The sequence below is a fragment of the Roseococcus microcysteis genome, from assembly GCF_014764365.1.
Classification (GTDB): Bacteria; Pseudomonadota; Alphaproteobacteria; order Acetobacterales; family Acetobacteraceae; genus Roseococcus; species Roseococcus microcysteis.
Window position 1 is genome coordinate 690,734 of record NZ_CP061718.1, and the last position, 21,222, is coordinate 711,955.

17 protein-coding genes are annotated in these 21,222 nt (G+C 70.0%); 10 read left to right on the plus strand and 7 right to left on the minus strand.

The window, feature by feature from the left end; genetic code table 11:
- Positions 1 to 4: 4 nt before the first annotated feature.
- The 6 genes from ICW72_RS03230 to ICW72_RS03255 all read right to left on the minus strand — a co-directional run bounded on the left by ICW72_RS03230 (position 5) and on the right by ICW72_RS03255 (position 6,755).
- On the minus strand, positions 5 to 871 hold the full coding sequence (locus ICW72_RS03230; RefSeq protein WP_191084908.1) for an ABC transporter permease: 867 nt from the start codon (positions 869 to 871) through the stop codon (positions 5 to 7).
- A complete protein-coding gene (locus ICW72_RS03235; protein WP_191084909.1) occupies positions 868 to 1,815 on the minus strand; it encodes an ABC transporter permease in 948 nt (315 codons plus the stop codon). The genes ICW72_RS03230 and ICW72_RS03235 overlap by 4 nt, the downstream gene beginning before the upstream one ends.
- Positions 1,816 to 1,818: 3 nt before the next feature.
- Complete coding sequence (locus ICW72_RS03240; protein ID WP_191084910.1) at positions 1,819 to 3,345, minus strand: ABC transporter substrate-binding protein; 1,527 nt, start codon at positions 3,343 to 3,345, stop codon at positions 1,819 to 1,821.
- Positions 3,342 to 4,379: an ABC transporter ATP-binding protein gene (locus ICW72_RS03245; RefSeq protein WP_191084911.1), complete on the minus strand. Its 1,038-nt coding sequence runs from the start codon at positions 4,377 to 4,379 to the stop codon at positions 3,342 to 3,344. Before ICW72_RS03245 ends, ICW72_RS03240 begins: the two co-directional genes overlap by 4 nt.
- Positions 4,376 to 5,347, minus strand: a complete 972-nt coding sequence (locus ICW72_RS03250; protein ID WP_223880792.1) for an ABC transporter ATP-binding protein — start codon at positions 5,345 to 5,347, stop codon at positions 4,376 to 4,378. The genes ICW72_RS03245 and ICW72_RS03250 overlap by 4 nt, the downstream gene beginning before the upstream one ends.
- A 166-nt stretch (positions 5,348 to 5,513) precedes the next feature.
- Complete coding sequence (locus tag ICW72_RS03255; RefSeq protein ID WP_223880793.1) at positions 5,514 to 6,755, minus strand: alpha/beta hydrolase family protein; 1,242 nt, start codon at positions 6,753 to 6,755, stop codon at positions 5,514 to 5,516.
- Positions 6,756 to 7,072: 317 nt separating this feature from the next.
- On the opposite strand from ICW72_RS03255, the gene pehA reads away from it, so the two are divergent.
- The 9 genes from pehA (at position 7,073) to ICW72_RS03300 (ending at position 18,190) form a co-directional block, all read left to right on the plus strand.
- Positions 7,073 to 8,638: a phosphoric/sulfuric ester hydrolase PehA gene (gene pehA, locus ICW72_RS03260; RefSeq protein ID WP_191084913.1), complete on the plus strand. Its 1,566-nt coding sequence runs from the start codon at positions 7,073 to 7,075 to the stop codon at positions 8,636 to 8,638.
- A gap of 17 nt (positions 8,639 to 8,655) precedes the next feature.
- The gene (locus tag ICW72_RS03265; RefSeq protein ID WP_191084914.1) at positions 8,656 to 10,266 is read left to right on the plus strand and encodes an ABC transporter substrate-binding protein; all 1,611 of its coding nucleotides are present in this window, start codon (positions 8,656 to 8,658) and stop codon (positions 10,264 to 10,266) included.
- Positions 10,267 to 10,268: 2 nt separating this feature from the next.
- Positions 10,269 to 11,867 carry an ABC transporter substrate-binding protein gene (locus tag ICW72_RS03270; protein ID WP_191084915.1) on the plus strand — a complete coding sequence of 533 codons (1,599 nt, stop codon included), beginning with the start codon at positions 10,269 to 10,271 and terminating at the stop codon, positions 11,865 to 11,867.
- Positions 11,864 to 12,844, plus strand: coding sequence for an ABC transporter ATP-binding protein (locus ICW72_RS03275; protein WP_191084916.1), 981 nt, complete (start codon positions 11,864 to 11,866; stop codon positions 12,842 to 12,844). Before ICW72_RS03270 ends, ICW72_RS03275 begins: the two co-directional genes overlap by 4 nt.
- Complete coding sequence (locus ICW72_RS03280) at positions 12,841 to 13,845, plus strand: ABC transporter ATP-binding protein (RefSeq protein ID WP_191084917.1); 1,005 nt, start codon at positions 12,841 to 12,843, stop codon at positions 13,843 to 13,845. Before ICW72_RS03275 ends, ICW72_RS03280 begins: the two co-directional genes overlap by 4 nt.
- A complete protein-coding gene (locus ICW72_RS03285) occupies positions 13,846 to 14,781 on the plus strand; it encodes an ABC transporter permease (RefSeq protein ID WP_191084918.1) in 936 nt (311 codons plus the stop codon).
- Positions 14,782 to 14,784: 3 nt separating this feature from the next.
- Positions 14,785 to 15,663, plus strand: a complete 879-nt coding sequence (locus ICW72_RS03290) for an ABC transporter permease (protein ID WP_223880794.1) — start codon at positions 14,785 to 14,787, stop codon at positions 15,661 to 15,663.
- Between the two features lie 24 nt (positions 15,664 to 15,687).
- The gene (locus tag ICW72_RS03295; RefSeq protein WP_191084919.1) at positions 15,688 to 17,115 is read left to right on the plus strand and encodes an alkaline phosphatase family protein; all 1,428 of its coding nucleotides are present in this window, start codon (positions 15,688 to 15,690) and stop codon (positions 17,113 to 17,115) included.
- 112 nt (positions 17,116 to 17,227) lie between these two features.
- Entirely contained in the window at positions 17,228 to 18,190 is a 963-nt protein-coding gene (locus tag ICW72_RS03300) for an isocitrate lyase/PEP mutase family protein (protein WP_191084920.1), read from the plus strand.
- A gap of 134 nt (positions 18,191 to 18,324) precedes the next feature.
- On the opposite strand, the gene ICW72_RS03305 is transcribed toward ICW72_RS03300, so the two are convergent.
- A complete protein-coding gene (locus ICW72_RS03305; RefSeq protein WP_223880795.1) occupies positions 18,325 to 19,677 on the minus strand; it encodes a glycosyltransferase family 4 protein in 1,353 nt (450 codons plus the stop codon).
- Between the two features lie 201 nt (positions 19,678 to 19,878).
- Between ICW72_RS03305 and ICW72_RS03310 the strand changes: the two genes are divergently transcribed.
- Entirely contained in the window at positions 19,879 to 21,213 is a 1,335-nt protein-coding gene (locus tag ICW72_RS03310; protein ID WP_191084922.1) for a glycosyltransferase family protein, read from the plus strand.
- Positions 21,214 to 21,222 lie beyond the last annotated feature (9 nt).

Below are 21,222 nucleotides of genomic sequence, written 5' to 3' on the forward strand. Positions count from 1 at the left end.
CCGGCTACTTGCGATCCGACCGCGGGTCCAGCGCGTCGCGCAGCCCATCCCCCGCCAGGTTGAAGGCCAGCACCACCAGGAAGATGGCAAGCCCCGGGAAGATGGCGAGCCAGGGCGCCTGCGTCAGGAAACGCTGCGCCGAGTTCAGCATCGAACCCCAGGACGGGTCCGGCGGCTGCATGCCGAGGCCCAGGAAGGACAGCGAGGCCTCGGCGATGATGGCCTCCGCGATGGAAAGCGTGGCCTGCACCATCAGGGGCGGCACGATGTTGGGCGCCACATGCACGATGGCCGTGCGCCAGGGCGGGTTGCCCAGCGCGCGCGCCGCCTCCACCCAGTCGGTGGACATGGCCTCCAGCGCCATGCCGCGCGCCAGCCGCACGAAGACCGGCGAGGCCGAGATGGCGATGGCGAGCATCGCATTTTCCAGCGCCGGTCCCAGGAAGGCCGCGAGCGCGATGGCCAGGATGAGGAAGGGCACCGACAGCATGGCGTCCGCGATGCGCGAGATCACCGCGTCCACCCAGCCGCCCGCCATGCCCGCCAGCAGCCCGATGGGCACGCCGATGATGACGGCGCCCAGCACCGCCAGCACGCCCGCCATCAGCGAGGCGCGCGCGCCCCAGATGACGCGCGAGAGCACGTCACGCCCATTCTCATCCGTGCCGAACCAATGCGCGGCGGAGGGTGCGCGGCGGATGGCGGACCACGAGGTCTGGTTCGGGTCATAGGGGGCCAGCAGCGGCGCGAAGGCCGCCACCAGCACGAAGAGGACCACCACCACCAGCCCCGCCATGGCGAGGCGGTGCCGCAGGAAGCGGCGGAAGGCGCGTTGGGTGGGGCTTTCGCCCGATTGGATCACGGCACTCATGCGCGGCGCAGCCTCGGGTTGATGGCCATGTAGAGGATGTCCGCCAACAGGCTCAGCAGGACGAAGATGAGGGCGGTGGCCAGCACCACCCCCTGCACCACCGGGTAGTCGCGGTTGAACACCGCATCCACCACCAGCTTGCCGAAGCCCGGGATGGAGAAGATCTGCTCGGTCAGGACCGCGCCCGAGAGCAGGCGGCCGAACTCGATGGTGCCGAGCGTGACGACGGGGATCAGCGCGTTGCGCAGCGCGTGCTTCCACACCACCACGCGCTCCCGCAGGCCCTTGGCGCGGGCGGTGCGGACATAGTCCTGGCTCATCGCGCCCAACATGGCGGCACGGGTGTGGCGCATCAGCACGCCGGCCACACCGGTGCCCAGCACGAAGGCCGGCATGATGGTGGTGGCGATGGACTGCCAGAAATCCTCGGTGATCGGCACATAGCCCGAGGGCGGAAGCCAGCCCAGCTGCACGCTGAACAGCAGGATCATCAGGATGCCCAGCCAGAAGTTCGGCATGGAAATGCCGAACAGCGCCGCACCATTGGCCGCCCAGTCGGCCGGCTGGTCCTTCCGAACGGCAGAGAGGATGCCGAGCGGCACACCGATCAGCACCGCGATGATGAAGGCCATCGCGCCCAGCTGGAAGGTGACGGGCAGCTTCTCCAGGATGAGTTCCGAGACCGGCACCCGGATGCGCCAGGAGAAGCCGAAATCGCCCTGCAGCACCCGGCCCATCCAGGCCAGGTATTGCTCATAGAGGGGGCGGTCCAGCAGCAGCTCGGCGCGGATCTGCGCCAGCACCTGCGGGTCGCCCCGCTCCTCGCCCGCGAGGATGAGCGCGGGGTCGCCGGGCATCAGCTGCTGCAGCCCGAAGATCATCACGGAGAGGATGAGCAGGGTGGGGATGATCTGCCCCACCCGCCGCAGCAGCCAGATGCCCATGGGTCAGTTCAGCCGCAGGCCCTGGACCCGGATCATCCCATCCGGCACCGGCACATAGCCCTGCAGGCGCGTGGAGTGGATGAAGATGTTCTTCCGGTGCCAGAGATACATGCGCGCGCGGTCCTGCCGCAGCGCCACCTGGTTCAGCTGCGCGTAGAGCTGGCGGCGGCGGTCGGCGTCCAGCTCCACGCGGGCCGCATCGAGCAGGCGGTCAGCCTCGGGGTTGCTGTACTTGCCGTCATTGGCGGGGCCGCGGCTGTGGACGAAGGTGTAGATGTTGCCGTCCGGGTCCACGCGGCCGGACCAGCCGAGCAGGTAGGTCTCGAACTCGCCCCGCGTCGCCGCCTGGAGGGAGGAGGCGAATTCCATGGCGTTGATGCGCAGCTCGAAGCCCGCCTCACGCACCATGGCCTGGATCACCTCGCCCACCTGGCGAAGGTCCGGGTTGTTGGGGACCGTGAGTTCCACGCGCACCGGCGTCTGCACCCCGGCCTCGCGCAGCAGCTGGCGGGCGCGGGCGACGTTGCGCGCCTCCGGTTGGAAGTCGCGGATGTGGAAGGGGTTGGCGGGCGGCACGGCCTGGGCGGTCGGCGTATAGGCGCCGCTATAGACCACCTGGTTGATGGCGGCGCGATCAATGGCCAGCTCGAAGGCCTCGCGCACGCGGGGGTTCTGGCCGAAGGGCGTCTGGGCGCGCGGGCCGTTGTTCAGGTTGTAGGTGATGCCCTGGTAGCCGAGCTCGGGCACCTGCACCACGCGCAGGCGGTTGTTGCGGGCCACCATCTCGACATGGTCGGGCTCCATCCGCTCGGCGAACTCGACGGCGCCCGACTGGACGTTGGCGATGCGGGCGTTGTTGTCCGGGATGGGCAGGTAGGTGATGCGGTCGAGGTGGATGACGGAGGGGTTCCAGTAGTCGGCGAAGCGCTCCACCACGATGCGGCTCTGCGCGACGCGTTCCACGAAGCGGAAGGGGCCGGCGCAGACGGGGCGCAGACCGAAGTCACGGCCCGCGGCCTCGGCGGCGCGGGGGCTCAGGATCATGCCCGAGCGGTCGGTCAGCACCGAGAGGAAGGCGGCGGAGGGCGCGCGCAGCGTGATGCGGACCGTGAGCGGGTCCACCGCCTCCACCTTCTCGATGCCCGTCAGCTCGCTGCGGCGGAAGCTGCCCTGGAAATTGGCGTGGCGGTTGAGGGAATAGACCACCGCCTCGGCGTCCATCCGCTCGCCGTCATGGAAGCGCACGCCCTCGCGCAGGGTGATGATGAGGGTGGTGGGGTTTTCCCAGCGATAGCCGGTGGCGAGCTGGGGGACGATCTCCAGCTGCTCATTGATGTCGAACAGCTTGTCGCAGAGCGAGGCGAAGACGATGCGCCCCACATAGGTGCGGGCCAGCGTCGGGTCGAGAATGTCCGGGTCCTCGCGCAGGGCGATGCGCAGGTGCTGCTGGGCGGCGGCGGGCTGGGCCGCAAGCCCGGTGCCGAGCGCGACCCCCACGGCCATGGCCGCGGCGACGAAATGGCGTCTCATGCTCTCTCTCCCTGTGATGAGGCCGGCTGGAAAAAGGATTGCAGGTGCCTGAGCCGCGCATCGGGCGCCATGCGGGGCGCGGGGGCGGGGATGGGCGGCAGGGTGTCGGCGAAGTGGCAGGCCACGCCGCCCACCAGCGCGGGCATCTCGGCCGCGCAGCGTGCCTCGGCGTGGGGGCAGCGGGTGCGGAAACGGCAGCCGGAGGGGGGTGCGATGGGGCTCGGCACATCGCCCGCGATGGGGGCCCCGCCGCCATGGCCCGGAATGGCCGCCAGCAGCGCACGGGTATAGGGGTGGCGCGGGTTGGCGAAGATTTCCGCCACGCTCCCCTCCTCCACGATCTGGCCGAGATACATCACCGCCACCCGGTTCGCGAGGTGACGCACCACGCCGAGATCATGGCTGATCAGCACGAAGGTGAGGCCGAGGTCTCGGATCAGGTCCGAGAGCAGGTTCACCACCTGCGCCTGCACCGAGACATCCAGCGCCGAGACGGGCTCATCGCCGATGATGAGGCGCGGGCGCGAGGCCAGCGCGCGCGCGATGGCGATGCGCTGGCGCTGCCCGCCGCTGAACTCGTGCGGCCAGCGGCGCGCATGCTCGGGGCGCAGGCCCACCCGTTCCAGCAGGCTCGCCACCTCCGCGCGTTCCTGCGATGGCGGGACGATGCCGTGCAGGCGCAGGGGCTCGGCCACCGCAGCCTCCACCGTCATGCGCGGGTCGAGGCTGCCGAAGGGGTCCTGGAAGATGATCTGCATCTCCCGCCGGCGCGCACGCAGGGCGCGTGGCGAGAGCGTGCCCAGGTCCTCGCCCGCGAAGCGCACTTGGCCGCTGTCGGGCGTGATGAGGCGCAGCATGACGCGGCCCAGCGTGGACTTGCCACAGCCGCTCTCGCCCACGATGGCCAGCACCTCGCCCGCGGCGACGGAGAGCGTCACGCCATCCACCGCGCGGACCGCGCCGCGGGCACGGCCCATGCCGTCGCGCACCGGAAAATGCTTCACGACGTTGGAAAGGGTAAGCAGGTCGCTCATGCCGCGAGGCTCGCTTCCAGCGGCGCGCGGTGGCAGGCCACGCCATGCTCCGCGCCGAGGGCGGTCAGCGCCGGCGCCTCGGTCTCACAGCGCGCAATGCGGAAGGGGCAGCGCGGCGCGAAGCGGCAGCCCGGCGGCGGGGTGCGGAGGTCGGGCACCGTGCCCTCGATGGACGCAAGCCGCGCCGTGGGCGAGGCCGCCGAGGGCCGCGCCCCCAGCAGGCCGATGGTGTAGGGGTGCTCCGGCCGGGCGAAGAGCTGCGCGGCCGGCGCGTGCTCGACCATACGCCCGGCATACATGACGGCGACATGATCCGCATGGTCGGCCACCACGCCGAGATCATGGGTGATGAGCAGCACGGCCGTGCCCGTCTCGCGCTTCAGCTCGTCCAGCAGGGCCAGGATCTGCGCCTGCACCGTGACGTCGAGCGCGGTGGTGGGTTCATCCGCGATCAGCAGCTTCGGGCGGCAGGCCAGCGCCATGGCGATCATGACGCGCTGACGCATGCCGCCGCTCATTTCATGGGGGTATTGCCGGGCGCGGCGCGCGGCGTCGGGGATGCGCACGCGCTCCAGCATCGCCACCGCCTCGCGTGCCGCCTCGGCTTTGGAAATGGCGCGGTGGGCGCGGATGGCCTCCGCCACCTGGTCGCCCGCCGTGAAGGCGGGGTTCAGGCTGGTCATGGGTTCCTGGAAGATCATGGCGACATCGCCGCCGCGCAGGCGTCGCATCTCGTCCGGCGCGAGACCCAGCAATTCCTGGTTGGACAGGCGAACGGCACCTCCCACCTGCGTGCCCTCGGCCAGCAGCCCGATGATGGCGAGTGCCGTGGCCGACTTGCCGCAGCCGGACTCGCCCACCACGGCCAGCGTCTGCCCCGCGCCGACACGGAGCGAAAGCCCGTCCACCGCCTTCAACCCATTCGGAAAGCGGATGGAAAGCCCCGCCACATCCAGGACAAGCGTCACCTTCCGGCCCCGCCTGATGCGGTGCCGCAAAACAGCCTTGCTCGCAATCTCATCTCCCGCGGGCTTGTGCCCTGCGTTTCTCCCGGAGAACGAGATATGGCGCAGGGTTCCGGGGCTGGCAAGCCGCGCGGCCCGACATGCCGCGCGGCGAAAGCGGCGGCCCGCCTCAGGCCAGGCTGTCGAACCAGCGCTTCCACTCGGCCGCGCCGCGGGCATAGGTGCCGCGGTGGCTGGTGGGGCCGGTGGAGATGGCTTCCACCTTGTCGTTGCCCATGGCCTGCTGGAACACCATGGCGAGGCGGCCGATGCCCTGCGAGATGGCCTCATCCGTATCGCCGTAGTAGTTGCGCGTGGGCGTGCGCACCACCCAGCGATAGGCTTGGTTCTCGAAGAGCATCCTGCCGAAAGGCGATCCCGCGAAGAAGGCCGCGTCGAAATAGGGTTCGGTCACGAGGTCGCGCAGCTTGGTGGGAATCTTGGTCGGATCCACCGCCTGGCCCTCATAGGCGCTGCGGCACACGTCATAATGCTCGGGCTTCAGCAGCGACCGCGCGAGGCCCGGCACCCGGTAGTAATTCTCGTAGGAGAAGGAGGCCAGGATGAAGAGCGTCCCCACCCAGTCCGCATCATTCGGGCGCGGGAAGTTCAGGAAGCCGTTCAGCGCCGCCCAAGGGTCCACCGGGGCGCTGGCCGTGGCCGCGGCGCGCACCGGCACCCCGATGGCCTCAAGCCGCTCCAGCATGGCCATGGTGACGTAGCCACCCTGCGACCATCCGCCGAGGAAGAGTTGTGAGGGCGTAAGTCCCTGGGCCGCGAGAAAGGCACGCGCCGCCGGCAGCAAGTCCGCCGTCGCCTGCTGGTGGCTCGCCTTCACCATGTAGCCCTGGGGTTCGCGCGAGTCGCCCATGCCGACATAGTCCGCGCCCGTCAGCAGGTAGCCCTGCCCCGCGAAGAGCGCGATCATCAGCTGCGTCTCGGGCGAGTTCTCGGGGTAGGAGGGCACCTCCTGTTTCCCGTAGACCGTGCCGTGCTGGTAGGACACCAGCGGCAAGGTGGTCTGCGACACCTCGGGAATGGCCACCAGCCCTGTCAGTGCCACCGGCTTGTTGCCGAGCTCCGGCACAACCGAAGGATAGGTCACGCGGTAGAGGCGCACCGCGTTGCGGGCCGCGGGATATTCCACATTCACGCCTGAGAAGGCCGGCATGTCGGTGGTGAGGATGCGATTGAGCCGCGCCACGTCCCAACGTGCGATCTGCGTGGCGGTCACGCCGGCCGGCAGGGCTGGGGCGGCGTTCTGTGCGCGTACCGCGGGGGCCAGCGCCATCGCCCCCAGTGTCAGGCCGGCAGCGGCAGCCGCGGCCATGTTGCGGCGGCCCAGACCCTGGGCGGGATTCTCGTCTTGCATCGCTTGTCGCTTCCTTTGGCCTGACCAGTCCAGAGATCAACCTGTAGCATGAACCCCCAACAAGCGGCATCCCCCGGTCCCGCGGGCAACGTCACGCCAAGGCCACGCCCGCGTCGTCCCATTGCAACATTCGCGTGGACCACCGCGCTCTGACATCCGTGCCGATCCGTCGCCATGCGCGGCAAACCGCCGCCACGCCTCGCTTTGGGGGCATGCCGCAGCGGCGCGCATTGTCACGGAACCTCCCCCGCATCGTCACGCGGCTGTGACCAGGCAGCGGCTAACGCTCCGCCCCAACGAGCGGGGAATGACGAAGCATGGCGCGGCGGAAGAATGTGTTGCTCATCGTGGTGGACCAGTGGCGGGCGGATTTCATCCCGCATCTGGGTGCCAGCTTCCTGCGGACGCCCAATCTGGACCGGCTGTGCCGCGAGGGCGTGACCTTCCGCAACCACGTCACCAACACCGTGCCCTGCGGCCCGGCGCGCGCTTCGCTGCTGACGGGCCTCTATCTGATGAACCATCGCGCGGTGCAGAACACCGTGCCGCTCGATGCGCGCCACTTCAACCTGGGCAAGGCGCTGCGCCTCATCGGCTATGACCCGGCGCTGATCGGCTACACCACCACCACGCCAGACCCACGCACCACCGGCCCGCGCGACCCGCGCTTCACCACGCTGGGTGACCTGATGGAGGGGTTCCGCAGCGTCGGCGCCTTCGAGCCCTCGATGGACGGGTATTTCGGCTGGCTGGCGCACAAGGGCTACGAACTGCCCGAGCCGCGCGAGAATATCTGGCTGCCCGAGGGCATGGATGCGGAACCCGGCGTCACCGCCCTGCCCTGCCGCATCCCGCGCGAGCTGTCGGACAGCGCCTACTTCACCGAGCGCGCCCTGACCTACCTGAAGGGTCGCGGCAAGCACCCCTGGTTCCTGCACCTGGGCTTCTATCGCCCGCACCCGCCCTTCATCGCGCCCGCGCCCTACAACGCGATGTATTCGCCCGAGGACATGCCCGCCCCCGTGCGCCGCGGCACCTGGCAGGAGGAAGCGTCGCAGCACCCGCTGCTCGACCACTACCTGCGCCATGTCGCGCAAGGCTCCTTCTTCCGCGGCGCGGAGGGTGCGGCGAACGAGCTGGACGAAGCCGCCATCCGCCAGATGCGCGCCACCTATTGCGGCCTCATCACCGAGATTGACGACTGCCTGGGCCAGGTCTTCGCCCACCTGGAGGAGACGGGCCAGTGGGAGGAGACGATGGTGATCTTCACCTCCGACCATGGCGAGCAGCTGGGCGACCACTGGCTGCTGGGCAAGATCGGCTATCACGACGAGAGCTTCCGCATCCCGCTCGTCATCAAGGATGCCGGCCACAACCCCCGCGCGGGCGAGGTCGAGGCCGCCTTCACCGAGAGCGTGGACGTGATGCCCACCATCCTCGCCGCACTCGGCGGCGACATCCCCCGCGCGAGCGACGGGCATGACCTGATGCCGCTGGTCCATCGCGCGGCTCCCGCCGATTGGCGCCGCTTCGCCTTCACCGAATACGACTTCCGTGACGTATTTTACTCGCGCCCCGAAACCTCGCTGGGCCTCGCCATGGATGATTGCGCGCTCTGCGCCATCCAGGACGGCACGCGGAAGTATGTGCACTTCTCGGGTCTGCCGCCGCTCTTCTTCGACCTCGAACGTGACCCGCACATGTTCGAGAACCTGGCGGACAAGCCCGAATACGCGGCCGAAGTCCGCGACTGGGCGCAGCGCGCCCTCTCCCACCGCATGCGCCATGCTGAACGCACCCTGACCCATTTCCGCGCGACGCCCTCGGGTCTCGAGGAACGCGACATCCCTTCCCGCCCCGCGCTGCCGCTGGCGGCGCAGTGACCAGGAGAACCGCCCCCATGCTGAACCGCCGTTCGCTGCTGATCGCGCCGCCCGCGCTACTGGCCGCCCCCGCGCTGGGGCAGTCCGACCAGCGCCCTTCCATCACCATCGCGGTGCAGAAGATCGTGAACTCCAACACGCTGGAGGTGCTGCGCGAGCAGTCCAATGTGGGCGAGCGCGTCTTCTACTCCTCGCTGTGGGAGGGGCTGATCTCGCGCAACTGGATGGGCAACCTCGAAAGCGTGCCCGGCCTCGCCACCGAATGGCGCCGCATTGACGACCGGACGGTGGAACTCGACCTGCGCGAGGGCGTGCGCTTCCACAATGGCGACGTGATGACGGCCGAGGACGTGGCCTTCACCTTCGGCCGCGAGCGCATGTTCGGCGGCGAGGCCGGCGGCAACACGCCCCTGTTTCAGCAGATCCCCGCCGCCGGTCGCGGTGGGCGCGAGCCGCCGCCGGAGGTGCCGGCCGTGGCGCGCCGCATCTGGCCCGCGCTGGAGCGTGTGGAGATCGTGAACCCGCACCGCGTGCGCTTCGTCAACCGCACGCCGGACGTGACGCTGGAAGGGCGCCTCGCGCGCTATGGCAGCGACATCATCTCGCGCCGCGGCTTCAGCGAGGCCGCCACCTGGCTCGACTGGGCGCGCAAGCCCATCACCACCGGCCCCTACAAGGTGGCGGAATTCCGCCCCGACGTGTCGCTGACGCTGGTCGCGCATGACGAGTACTGGGGCGGCCGCCCGCCGCTGCGGCAGATCCGCTTCGTGGAGGTGCCCGAGGTGTCCTCGCGCATCAACGGCCTGCTCTCCGGCGAGTATCACTTCGCCTGCGACATCCCGCCGGATCAGATCCAGGGCATCGAGCGCAACCGCACCTTCGAGGTGCAGGGCGGCACCATCCTGAACCACCGCCTGACGGTGTTCGACAAGAACCACCCCACCCTGGCCGATGCCCGCGTGCGCCGCGCGCTGACGCACTCCATTGACCGCCAGGCCATCGTGGACAGCCTCTGGGCCGGCCGCACCGTCGTGCCGAAAGGCCTGCAGTGGGAATATTACGGCGACATGTTCCACGCGGACTGGTCCGTGCCGCGCTTCGACCTGGCCGAGGCCCGCCGCCTGCTGCGCGAGGCGAACTACCGCGGCGACCCCATCCCCTACCGCCTGCTGGCCGGCTATTACACGAACCAGAACGCCACCGCGCAGATCCTGGTCGAGATGTGGCGTGCCGCCGGGCTGAACGTGCAGATCCAGACGGTGGAGAACTGGGCGCAGATCTTCGACCGCAGCACGCCGCGCGCCATCCGCGACTGGTCCAACTCGGCCCCCTTCAATGACCCCGTTTCCTCGCTCGTGAACCAGCACGGGCCGCGTGGCCAGCAGCAGCAGGTCGGCGAGTGGACGAATGAGGAGTTCAACCGCCTCTCGGGCGAGCTGGAGACCAGCACCGACCGCGCCCGGCGCCGCGTGGTGTTCCGCCGCATGCTGGAGATCGCGGAGCGCGAGGACCCTGCCTTCACCGTGCTGCACCAGAACGCGACCTTCACCGCGAAGCGCCGCGACATCCGCTGGAAGGCGAGCCCCGCCTTCGCCATGGACTTCCGTCCCGGCAACTGGGGGGCCTGACCATGCGCCGCCGCGACCTTGCCCTGCTGCCCGCAATCGGCCTCGCCGCCCCCGCGCTCGCACAGGCCGACCAGCGCCCCACCGTGACGGTGGCGGTGCAGAAGATCTCCAACTCCAACACACTGGAGACGCCGCGGGAGCAATCCAATGTAGGCTTCCGCATCTCCACCCTCTACGCCGAAAGCCTGATCGGCACGAACTGGACGGGCGACATGGGCCAGTTGCCCGAGCTCGCCTCCGCCTGGCGCCGCGTGGATGACCGCACCGTCGAGTTCGACCTGCGGCAGGGCGTGCGGATGCATGACGGCCGCACCATGACGGCCGAGGATGTGCAGTTCTCGCTGGCGGGTGCGCGCCTCTTCGGCAGCGGCGAGGGCCGCACGCGCGGCGGCATCACCGCCGGCCAGGACGGCCTCGAACCCCAGCCCGAGGTGATCGCCACCGCCCGCCGCACCTTCCCCGGCCTGGAGCGCGTCGAGATCGTGCGGGACGGCGTGGTGCGCTTCGTCAACCGCACGCCCGATGTTACCATCGAAGGGCGCGTGGCGCAGAATGTGGGTGTGATCTTCTCCCGCGCGGCCTTCGAGGCGGCGGGCAACTGGCTGGCCTGGGCGCGTCAGCCCGTCGGCACCGGCCCCTATCGCGTGGCGGAATTCCGCCCCGACCAGTCCCTGATCTTCGAGGCGCATGACGACTATTGGGGCGGCCGCCCGCCCGCGCGGCGCGTGCGCATCCTGGAAGTGCCGGAGGTGTCCTCGCGCATCAATGCGCTGGTTTCCGGCGAGGTGGATTTCGCGACCGACATCCCGCCTGACCAGGTGGCGGCGGTGGAGCGCAATGCCCGCTTCGAGGTTCTGGGCAGCCCCATCAACAACATCCGCCTCATCGTCTTCGACCAGAACCACGCCGTGCTGCGCAACCCGCTGGTACGCCGCGCCATGACGCACGCCATTGACCGGCGCGCGATCGTGGAGGCGCTCTGGGCCGGGCGCACCGAGGTCTCGCGCGGCATGCAGCTCGAATTCTTCGGCGACATGTATCTGCGCGAGTGGGACAACCCCCGCTTCGACCTGGCCGAGGCGCGCCGCCTGCTGCGCGAGGCCAATTATCGCGGCGAACCCATCCCCTATCGCTGCCTGAACAACTACTACATCAACCAGACCGCCACCGCGCAGGTGATGGTGGAGATGTGGCGGGCCGCGGGCCTGAACGTCCAGCTCCAGATGATGGAGAACTGGTCGCAGATCCAGGAACCGGGCCCCACCCGCGGCATCCGCGACTGGTCCAACACCCATGTCTTCAGCGACCCGGTGGGTTCGCTTTCGCGCGCCATGGGCCCTGGCGGACCGCTGCAGCGCAACCGCGAATGGACGAATGAGGAGTTCAACCGCCTCTCCGCCGAGCTGGACGGCGGCACCGACCGTGCCCGTCGCCGCGTGGTGTTCCAGCGCATGCTGGAGATCATCGAGCGCGAGGACCCCGGCTACATGGTGCTGCACACGGCGGCGACCTTCGTGGCCAAGCGGCGCGACATCCGGTGGAGGGCTTCGCGCGGCTGGCCGCTCGACTTCCGCGCCGGCAACCTGGCCTTCCCGGCATGACGGCGCCGCTGGTTTCGCTGCGCAGCCTGCATGTCAGCTTTGGCGGGCAGCCCGCGCTGCGCGGCATTGACCTCGACCTCGCGCGGGGCGAGGCGCTGGGGCTGGTGGGCGAGTCCGGCTGCGGAAAGTCCGTGACCTGGCTTGCCGCGCTGGGCCTGCTGCCCGGCAAGGCGCGTATCACCGGCAGCGTGAAGCTGGATGGTCAGGAACTGCTGGGCGCGCCTGCCTCCACGCTGGAACGCGTGCGCGGCGGTCGTGTCGCCATGATCTTCCAGGACCCTGCCAGCAGCCTCAACCCCGTGCACCGCATCGGCACGCAGATCATGGAAGCGCTGGCGCTGCACCGGGGCATCACGGGCGCATCAGCGCGGGCCGAGGCGCGGCGCCTGCTCGACCTGGTGGGCATCCCCGACGCGGCGCGGCGCATTGATGCCTACCCGCATGAATTCTCCGGCGGCCAGAACCAGCGCGTGATGATCGCGATGGCGTTGGCGGGCGACCCGGAGATGCTGGTGGCCGACGAACCCACCACCGCGCTCGACGTCACCATCCAGGCGCAGATCCTGGAGTTGCTGCGGTCGCTGCGGCGCGAGCGGAACATGGCGCTGGTGCTGATCAGCCATGACCTCGGCGTGGTGGCCGACAGTTGTGAGCGCGTGGCGGTCATGTATGCCGGCCGCATCGTGGAGGAAGCGCCGGTGGAGCGGCTCTTCGATGGCCCCGCCCACCCCTATGCCCAGGGGCTGCTGGGCGCGCTGCCGCCGCTGGATGGCGCGCGCCGGCGCCTCTCCGCCATTCCGGGCGGGGTGCCCGAGCCCTGGGCCATGCCCAAGGGCTGCGCCTTCGCCCCGCGCTGCCCCGCCCGCATGGGCGCCTGCGAGGCCGAGATGCCCAGTGATATCCCCGTGGGCCCGGCGCACCGGGCGGCCTGCCTGCGCGTGGCGCCGGCGCGCATGACCGCGATGCAGCACGCATGAGCGCCCTGCTCGAAGCCCGCGGCATCTCGCGCAGCTATCGTCTGCGTCGCGGCATATTGGGCGGCAGCGTGGAGGTCCGTGCGGTGGACCATGTCTCGCTCACCATCGAGCGCGGGCGGACCCTGGGCCTCGTGGGTGAGTCGGGCTGCGGCAAGTCCACCACCGGGCGGCTGGCGCTCGGCCTCGAACGGCCCGACAGCGGCGAAGTGCGCTTCGACGGCGCCCCCATGCCCGCCCCCAACTCCGCCGAATGGCGCCGCAGCCGCGCGCGCATGCAGATGGTGTTCCAGGACCCGCTGGGCGCGCTCGACCGCCGCCTGCCCATCGGCGCGCAGGTGGCCGAGCCGCTGGAAATCCATGGCCTCGACACCGCGCGCGTCATTCCCCTGCTGGAAAGCGTGGGGCTGCGGCGTGACCACGCGGCGCGCTACCCGCATGAACTCTCCGGCGGCCAGCGGCAGCGGGCCGTGCTGGCCCGCGCGCTCGCCACCGACCCGGCCTTCCTGGTCTGCGACGAGCCGATCAGCGCGCTCGACGTCTCCATCCAGGCGCAGGTGATGAACCTGCTGACCGACATCCAGGCCGAGCGCGGCGTGGGCATGCTCTTCATCAGCCACGATCTGCGCGCCGTGCGCCAGGTGAGCCACCGCGTCGCCGTGATGTATCTCGGCCGCATCGTGGAGGAGGGCGAGCCGGATGCCGTGCTGCACCGCCCCGCCCACCCCTACAGCCGCGCGCTCGTCTCGGCCATTCCGCAGCCGCGGCGGGCCGGGGCCAGGCTCGCCCCGCGCATCGTGCTGCAAGGCGACCCGCCCAACCCGGCCGACCGACCCTCGGGCTGCGCCTTCCATCCCCGCTGCGCCTTCGCCACCGAGATCTGCCGCGCCGTGGTGCCGGAACTGGCGCCGCGCGCCAGCGATGGCCGCACCGTCGCCTGCCACCGCGCCGATGACGACCTCCCGGCCGAGGCCTGGACCACGCCCCTCGAAAGGGTCGCCTGAATGCTGCGCTTCACCGTCACGCGCCTGCTGCGCGCGGTCATCACCATCGTGATGGTCGTCACCTTCGCCTTCGTGGTGCTGCGCCTTTCGGGCGACCCCGCGCAGATCATCATGGGGGCCGACGCTCCGCCCGAGGCGGTGGACGCCTTCCGCACCGCCTGGGGCCTCGATGAGCCGATCTGGGTGCAATACATCTCTTATTTCGGCGCCATCTTCTCGGGCGATCTGGGGCGCTCCATGCGCGACGGGCGCGAGGCCATCGTGCTGGTGCTGGAACGCATTCCGGCCACGCTGGCGCTGACCGTGCCGGCGCTGGTCATCAAGCTCGCACTCGGCATCCCGGCGGGCATCCTGGCCGCGCTTTATCGCAACTCGGCGCTCGACCGGGCGGTGATGATGTTCGCGGTGGCGGGCTTCACCATCCCCTCCTTCGTGCTGGGCTTGCTGCTGGTGCTGGTCTTCGCGGTGCAGCTGGGGTGGCTGCCCTCGGGCGGGCAGGAGAGCTGGCGCCACGCCATCCTGCCGGTGATCACGCTGGGCATCGGCGGTGCGGCCGCACTCGCCCGCTTCACCCGCAGCGCCATGCTGGAGGTGCTGGGCCAGCCCTATATCCGCACCGCCTCGGCCAAGGGCGTGGCCTGGCGGCGGGTCGTCGCCAACCATGCGCTGCCCAATGCCGCCATCCCGACCGTCACCATCATCGGCTTCATGTTCGGCTCGCTGATCGCGGGCGCCGTGGTGGTGGAGAGCGTCTTCTCCTGGCCCGGCGTGGGCCGCCTGCTGGTGACGGCCGTCTCCAACCGTGACCTCGCGGTGGTGCAGTGCATCCTGCTGCTGGTGGCCATGACCATGATCACCGCCAATCTGGTGGTGGACCTGCTCTATGGCGTGCTCGACCCGCGGCTGCGCGGCGGCGGACGCAAGGCGGAGGCCTGAACCATGCCCGAAGCCCCCATGACCGATGTGGCACTCGGCGCGCCGCCCGCCCGCAAGCGCGAATTGCCGCCAGCCCTCGTCACCTTCGGCCTGTTCTGGGTCGGGCTGATGCTGGTGGTGGCGCTGCTGGCCGACTTCATCAGCCCCTACGCCTACACGGCGCTCGATCTTCGCAACCGCCTGGCGCCCCCTGTCTTTGCGGGCGGCACCTGGCTGCACCCGCTGGGCACGGATGAGCTGGGGCGTGATGTGCTCTCGCGGCTGATCTACTCCATCCGCACCAGCCTCATCATCGCCTTCGGCGCCACCATCGTGGGCGCGGTGCTGGGCACCACGCTGGGCTTCCTCGCCGCGCATTTCCGCGGGGTGGTGGAGAATTTCGTGATGGCGCTGGTGGATTTCTCCGCCTCCATCCCCTTCCTGATCCTCGCTCTCGCGGTGCTGGCCTTCTTCGGCAATTCCATGCTGCTCTTCGTCCTCCTGCTGGGGCTGCATGCATGGGAGCGCTATGCGCGCATCGCGCGCGGGCTTGCCATCTCGGCCTCGGCGCAGGGCTATGCGGGGGCGGTGCGGCAATTGGGCGCGCGGCCGCTGCGTGTCTATGGGCGGCACATCCTGCCCAACATCGCCTCCACGCTGATCGTCTCCATGACGCTGGCCTTCCCCGAGGTGATCCTGCTGGAGAGCGGCCTCTCCTTCCTCGGTCTGGGCGTGCAGCCGCCGGCCACCTCGCTCGGCAACATGGTGGGGTTCGGACGGGAGTATCTGACGCGCGCGCCCTGGATCCTGCTGGCGCCGGCCGTCGTCATCGTGTTGACCACGCTCTCCGTCTCCCTGATCGGGGATTGGCTGCGCGACCGGCTGGACCCCACACTGCGCTGAGAAGACCCGCGAGGAATGCCTGAGATGAAACGCTGCCTCATGGTCGCCCTGGACGGGTTGCGGCCGGACATGGTCAACGCCGCCAACACGCCTAACCTGGCGGCGCTTGCGACGCGCGGTACACGCTTCGCCAACAGCCGCAGTGTCTTCCCTTCGGAGACGCGGGTCGCCACGCCTTCGCTCATCACCGGCTGTCGGCCAGGCGGGCATGGCATGGTGGCGAACACGCTGTTCGACGCCTCCGTGGCGCCGGACCGGCTGCTGCGGACCAAGCTGGTCGAGGATGTGCTGGCCATGGCCGCGGGCGGCGAGACGCCGCTGCAACGCCCGAGCCTGGGTGAGCGCCTGGCCCGGCAAGGCAAGAGCTTCGCCCTGGTCAGCGCCGGCACGGCCGGGGCCGCGCGGCTGCTGCACCCGGCGGCCGAGCGCCTGGGCAGCTTCCGCTGGAATGTCGAGGACATGGAAGGCGCCACCGCCGCCGAGGTGCGCGACGCGCTGGGCGCCACGCCCCCGCACGGCACGCCCAACACGGCTCGGGTGGAATTCGCCGGCCGCGTGCTGCTCGAACACGTCCTGCCGCGCCACCGGCCGGATGTGGCGCTGATCTGGCTCTCCGAACCGGACGTGGCGTTCCACTGGGCCGGCCTGGGTTCACAGGCGACGCTGGAGGCCCTGCGCGCGGCCGATGCCGTGCTGGGCCGCATCATCGCCTGGCGCGACGCACAGCCCGATGCGGCCGAGATCGGCCTCATCATCCTCTCCGACCACGGCCATGTCACCGGCCATGGCAAGATGTCCCTGCGCGAGGAACTGTGCCGCGCGGGCTTCCGCGCCGGCACGGGCATGGCGGCGGATGTGGATGTGGTGGTCGCCCCCGCCTCGGCGCCCGGGCTGTGGCTGCGGGACGCGGCGCTCGCCCCGCAGATCGCGGATTATCTTGCCACCCAGGACTGGGCCGGGCCGCTGCTGGCGCGCGACCCTGGCATCCTCGCCCCGGGCCGTGCCCTGCCGCTGTCGCTGCTGGGCAGCGCGCATGCGCGCAGCGCGGACCTCGTCGTCACCTTCGCGGGCGATGAAGAGCCAGACCATTGGGGCCTGCCCGGCCGCGCGCCCTTCGACGCGCCGGACGTGCCCGATGGTGGCGGCATGCATGGCGGGCTGCACCGCGCCGAACTCGCCACCGTTCTGGTCATGCAGGGCGGCGCCTTCGGCGTCGGCATTGTCGCCCAGGAACCCGCGGACCTCACCGACATCGTGCCCACGCTGCTGCACGGCATGGGGCTCGCGGGCGAGGGCATGGAGGGGCGCGCGCTGCGCGCCGCCTTCCGCGCCGCCGATGATGCGCCGCCGCTGCGCGAGACCCTCGAAGCGCCCGGCAATTTCGTGCTGGAGGCGATGCGCGCCGCGGAAGGTGGACGCCTCTACCCCACCGCGCTGCGCCGCACCGGATGAGGGTCGCGCCGGGTTGACTCGCGCGGCCGCCGCGTGGCTACCATCCCGCCAATCAACGGGTTCGGGAGAGTGACATGGCGCCGTGCAAACCCTGTGAAGGGGCACCCCTCTGATGCGCCTCGGCACCGCCGAATCCCAACGCCCCACCACGCGCCTGCGGGCGCTGATGCAGTCCAACAAGCCGCTCGTCGTGCCGGGCTGTTACAACGCGCTCTCGGCGCGTGTGCTGGAGCATGCGGGTTTCCCGGCCGTCTACATGTCGGGCTATGGCACCTCACTCTCGCTGCTGGGCCTGCCCGATGCGGGCCTGGCCACACTGACCGAGATGGTCTTCAACGCGAAGTGCATCGCGGGCGCGGTGCGGGTGCCCGTGATCGCCGATGCCGATACGGGCCATGGCAATGCCATCAACGTGATCCGCACGGTGGAGGAGTTCCTGCGCGCGGGTGTCGCCGGCATCCATCTCGAAGACCAGGTGGCGCCCAAGCGCTGCGGCCATGTGGCCGGGCGCGAGGTGCTGCCGCGCGAGGAGGCCATCCAGAAGATCCGCGCCGCCGCGGCCACGCGCGATGCGCTGGACCCGGACTTCGTGCTGATCGCCCGCACCGATGCGCGCGGCGCCCATGGAGGTTCATTGGAGGAGGCCATCTGGCGCGCCAATGCCTTTCTGGACGCCGGCGCCGACATGGCCTTCGTGGAAGGCCCCGCCAATGTCGAGGAGGTGGCGCAGGTGGGCCGTGAGGTGAAGGGGCCCGTCTTCTACAACATGACCGGCATCTCGCCGCGCCTCTCGGAGGCGGACATGGCGCGCATGGGTATTGGCGTCTGCATCCTGCCGGGTGCCGCGATGCGCACCACCATCATGGCCGTGCACGACTTCGCCATGAGCATCCGCGAACACGGCACCATGGCCGAGGCCGCGCTGGACGCCCGCTTCAAGCAGCACCCCATGGGCAATCTGCACGGCTTCGCGGGGTTCGACCGCATCCGCGAGCTGGAAGGTCAGTTCCTGCCCGCCGAGGCCGCGGAGAAATACGAGGGCACGCTGGGCCACATGCCCGAGACGAAGGCCTGACCAAAGCCACAGGCACTGGCGTTGCCCGGGCCTGTCTATGGTATGCTGCGTTCACATGGGTTCACGCAACACGCTCCAGCCATTGGAGCGCAGCCTTCAGCGTTTTCGGTGATTCCACCTCAACGCATCCCGCTCTAGCTGACGCCGTGCAAGTGCAGGCCCGGTGCCGATGGCGCGGAGAGTCGCGGCCCTTCCTCGGCCACCTCGCGCAGGAGTGTGAGGGCTGTGCGCATATGCGTCTCCCAGCGCGGTGCCGCCCAACCGCGCAGCCGCAGCATTTGCGCCTCGCGGAAGGGGCTGCAGGGGGCGGCGTAGTTCTCGATCATCGCCTGCCAGGCCGGCAGGTCGCCAGGGTCGAGAAACTCGGGCACGCCCGCGCCCACCTCCTGGTGCGCGGGAATGGCGCTCGCGATCACGGGCACGCCCTGCGCCAGCGCCTCGGCCACGGGAAGGCCGAAACCCTCGGTGAAGCTCGGCATCAGGAGGGCGCGCGCGCCCAGCATCAGCCCAGCCAGTTCGCCATCGTTCAACCCGCCCAGTTCGCGCACCTCACGGCCCGCGAGCGGACCGCGTTCCAGCACGTCGAGCACCTGTTCGTTCTCCCAGCCGCGCCGCCCCACCAGCAGCAGCAGCGGCGTGGGCCCGCGCCCCGTCGCCGCCATGCGACGCCAGGCATGGAGCAGAAGCAGATGGTTCTTGCGCGGCTCGATGGTGCCGACCGCCAGGAAGTAGGGCCGCCCCTGCGCCAGCCCCGCCGCGCCAGACGCGGGCATGACCGGCGTCACGCCGAGTGGGGCCGCGACGACGGGCAGGCCAGGCCGCAGCCGCGGACGCAGCACGGCCGCGGTGGCGGCGGAATTGGTCAGCACCGCATCGGCGAGGGCGTTCACGGTGTCCAGGCGGCGGCGATGGCGCGCCACTTCGGCGGGCGGGGAGAATTCGGGCCAGTCCAGCGGGATCAGGTCATGCACCAGGGGCACGAAGCGCGCACCCGTCCGGCGCAGCAGCCGTGCGATGGCCCCGCCATGGTGCAATGGATGGTGCGAGACGTTCAGGTAGATGGCGGCCCGCCCCCGGGCCGAAGGATGCGGCAGCACGCCTGTCACACCCGCGGTCAGCAGCCCAACAGCCTGGCGGCGCAGTTCTGACAGGCGGCCGGCGGCGAGGGCGGGGCGGACGGCGCGAACCAGACGCCTGGCCCGGGCGCTCGGGAGGAGGCGAAACCCACCCCGATAGTCGAAGCCCACGAGATGCGTCTCCACCTCGCCTTCCGCATCCAGCAGATGCTCGGCATAGGCGAGTTCGACCCGGTCGATACCCGTGAGATTCCCACGAAAAACGCGCCAGAGAAGCCGGGAGACGTCGAGCCAGACGACCGGGGGCGATCCTGGGTTTACCGGAGGTCGGAGAACCGGCGGCAATGTCTCCGGCGCCAGCAGCGACACTTGCTGCGGCAGTGCGGTTAATATTCCGTCAACGGAGCTCACGACGGTCAATTTATCCTCCCCACACGCTTTTGTGGCGTTTCCGGCTGCGTCCCCAAAAGCGAATAGCTCCCTGACATGTTGAACTCTAAGTTTCGCTTCCTCTTGCGTAAAGAGTTTTTCCCGTTCAAGTTGCAGCCAAGGAAGATCAGGCGTTTCTTGGTCCGACAGCATGGTCGGCCATCGCCTTCGGGGAGTGCACGGATGGACCTGCCTCAGATCACGCCCCGGCGCACCCGGCTCGCCATCATCAGCACCTTCGACGAGCTTTGCGGCATCGCGGGCTACACCCGCGCGCTGGAGAAGCAGCTCTCACCGCACATGGACGTGACGGTGTTCGACCTCGACCAGTTTCTGCTGCGCAGCCCGCACCGGCGCGTGCGGCAGCAGGCGGACCGCCACATCCAGGAGATCGCGCGCGCCCTGCCCGCCTTTGACTTCGTGAACATCCAACTGGAATACGGCACGCTGGGCCTTACCGCGGAACGCATCCTGCGCCGGCTGGGCTGGCTGCTCGACGCCGCGCCGGCGGTCAGCATCACCTTCCACACCATGCTGGAGGTGAGCACCGGCCTGCGCTGGGCCGAAGCCGGCGCGGCACTGGCGCGGCTGCGGCCGCACCGCGCGGCGGCGGCGCTGGTGGGTGGGCTCCGCGACGACATTCTCGCCCGCCGCGCCTATGGGCTGCTGCGGCGCACGGAACGGCGCAAGACGCTGCGCCTCATCGCACACAACCGGCGGGATGCGCGGCTGCTGCGCGAGGTGATGGGCTTCCGCGACGTCTCCCATCACCCGCTCAGCTTCGTCAGCGCCAGCGAGAGCGAGACGGTCCGGGCCACCGCGCACCGGCATGACTTCCCGCAGCTGCGCCATTTGCCCGCGGATGCGAAGCTGATCGGCACCTTCGGCTTCCTCTCGCCCTACAAGGGGTTCGAGACGGCGGTGCGCGCGCTGCGCCTGCTGCCGCCCGACCACCACCTGCTGGTCTTCGGCGGTGTGCACCCGCAGGCCATCAAGCGGTACGCCACCATTGACCCCTACCTGGACCAGATCCTGCGCGAGGGTCGGGTGGGGCGCTCCGTGCTCGACGTTCTGCGCGAGGAGGGCGCGGGCGGACTGCGGCTGGAAGCCGATGCCGCGCGCGTGATGGAGACGCATCCCGGCGATCTCGGCCCACGCATCCATTTCATGGGCGTGCTGGACGATGCCGGCTTCGCACGCGCCATGGCCATCTGCGACACCGTCGTCATGCCTTACCTGGAGGTGGGCCAGACCAGCAGCGGCGCCATCGCGCTGGCGCTCAACATGGGTTGCCGCGTGGTGGCCAGTCGCACACGGGCCTTCCTCCAGCTCGCGCGCTATTTCCCCGACGAGATCGAGTTCTTCGACATCGGCAACTACGCAGAACTCGCCCAGCGCGTGATGGCCGAGCCCGCGCGCGACCGGCGCGGCGTCGAGATGCCCTTCAACACCCGCACCAATGCCGAGATGTATGTCCGCCTGCACGCAGCCCCCGCCGCGGCGCAGGCCGGGCGCTGAGCCGGAGCC

Coding starts and splice junctions, on each gene's coding strand:
- ICW72_RS03270 (WP_191084915.1), top strand. CDS start 10,269: ATGCGCCGCCGCGACCTTGCCCTGCTGCCCGCAATCGGCCTCGCCGCC.
- pehA (WP_191084913.1), top strand. CDS start 7,073: ATGGCGCGGCGGAAGAATGTGTTGCTCATCGTGGTGGACCAGTGGCGG.
- ICW72_RS03275 (WP_191084916.1), top strand. CDS start 11,864: ATGACGGCGCCGCTGGTTTCGCTGCGCAGCCTGCATGTCAGCTTTGGC.
- ICW72_RS03300 (WP_191084920.1), top strand. CDS start 17,228: ATGCGCCTCGGCACCGCCGAATCCCAACGCCCCACCACGCGCCTGCGG.
- ICW72_RS03290 (WP_223880794.1), top strand. CDS start 14,785: ATGCCCGAAGCCCCCATGACCGATGTGGCACTCGGCGCGCCGCCCGCC.
- ICW72_RS03280 (WP_191084917.1), top strand. CDS start 12,841: ATGAGCGCCCTGCTCGAAGCCCGCGGCATCTCGCGCAGCTATCGTCTG.
- ICW72_RS03285 (WP_191084918.1), top strand. CDS start 13,846: ATGCTGCGCTTCACCGTCACGCGCCTGCTGCGCGCGGTCATCACCATC.
- ICW72_RS03265 (WP_191084914.1), top strand. CDS start 8,656: ATGCTGAACCGCCGTTCGCTGCTGATCGCGCCGCCCGCGCTACTGGCC.
- ICW72_RS03240 (WP_191084910.1), bottom strand. CDS start 3,345: ATGAGACGCCATTTCGTCGCCGCGGCCATGGCCGTGGGGGTCGCGCTC.
- ICW72_RS03245 (WP_191084911.1), bottom strand. CDS start 4,379: ATGAGCGACCTGCTTACCCTTTCCAACGTCGTGAAGCATTTTCCGGTG.
- ICW72_RS03255 (WP_223880793.1), bottom strand. CDS start 6,755: ATGCAAGACGAGAATCCCGCCCAGGGTCTGGGCCGCCGCAACATGGCC.
- ICW72_RS03295 (WP_191084919.1), top strand. CDS start 15,688: ATGAAACGCTGCCTCATGGTCGCCCTGGACGGGTTGCGGCCGGACATG.
- ICW72_RS03230 (WP_191084908.1), bottom strand. CDS start 871: ATGAGTGCCGTGATCCAATCGGGCGAAAGCCCCACCCAACGCGCCTTC.
- ICW72_RS03310 (WP_191084922.1), top strand. CDS start 19,879: ATGGACCTGCCTCAGATCACGCCCCGGCGCACCCGGCTCGCCATCATC.
- ICW72_RS03235 (WP_191084909.1), bottom strand. CDS start 1,815: ATGGGCATCTGGCTGCTGCGGCGGGTGGGGCAGATCATCCCCACCCTG.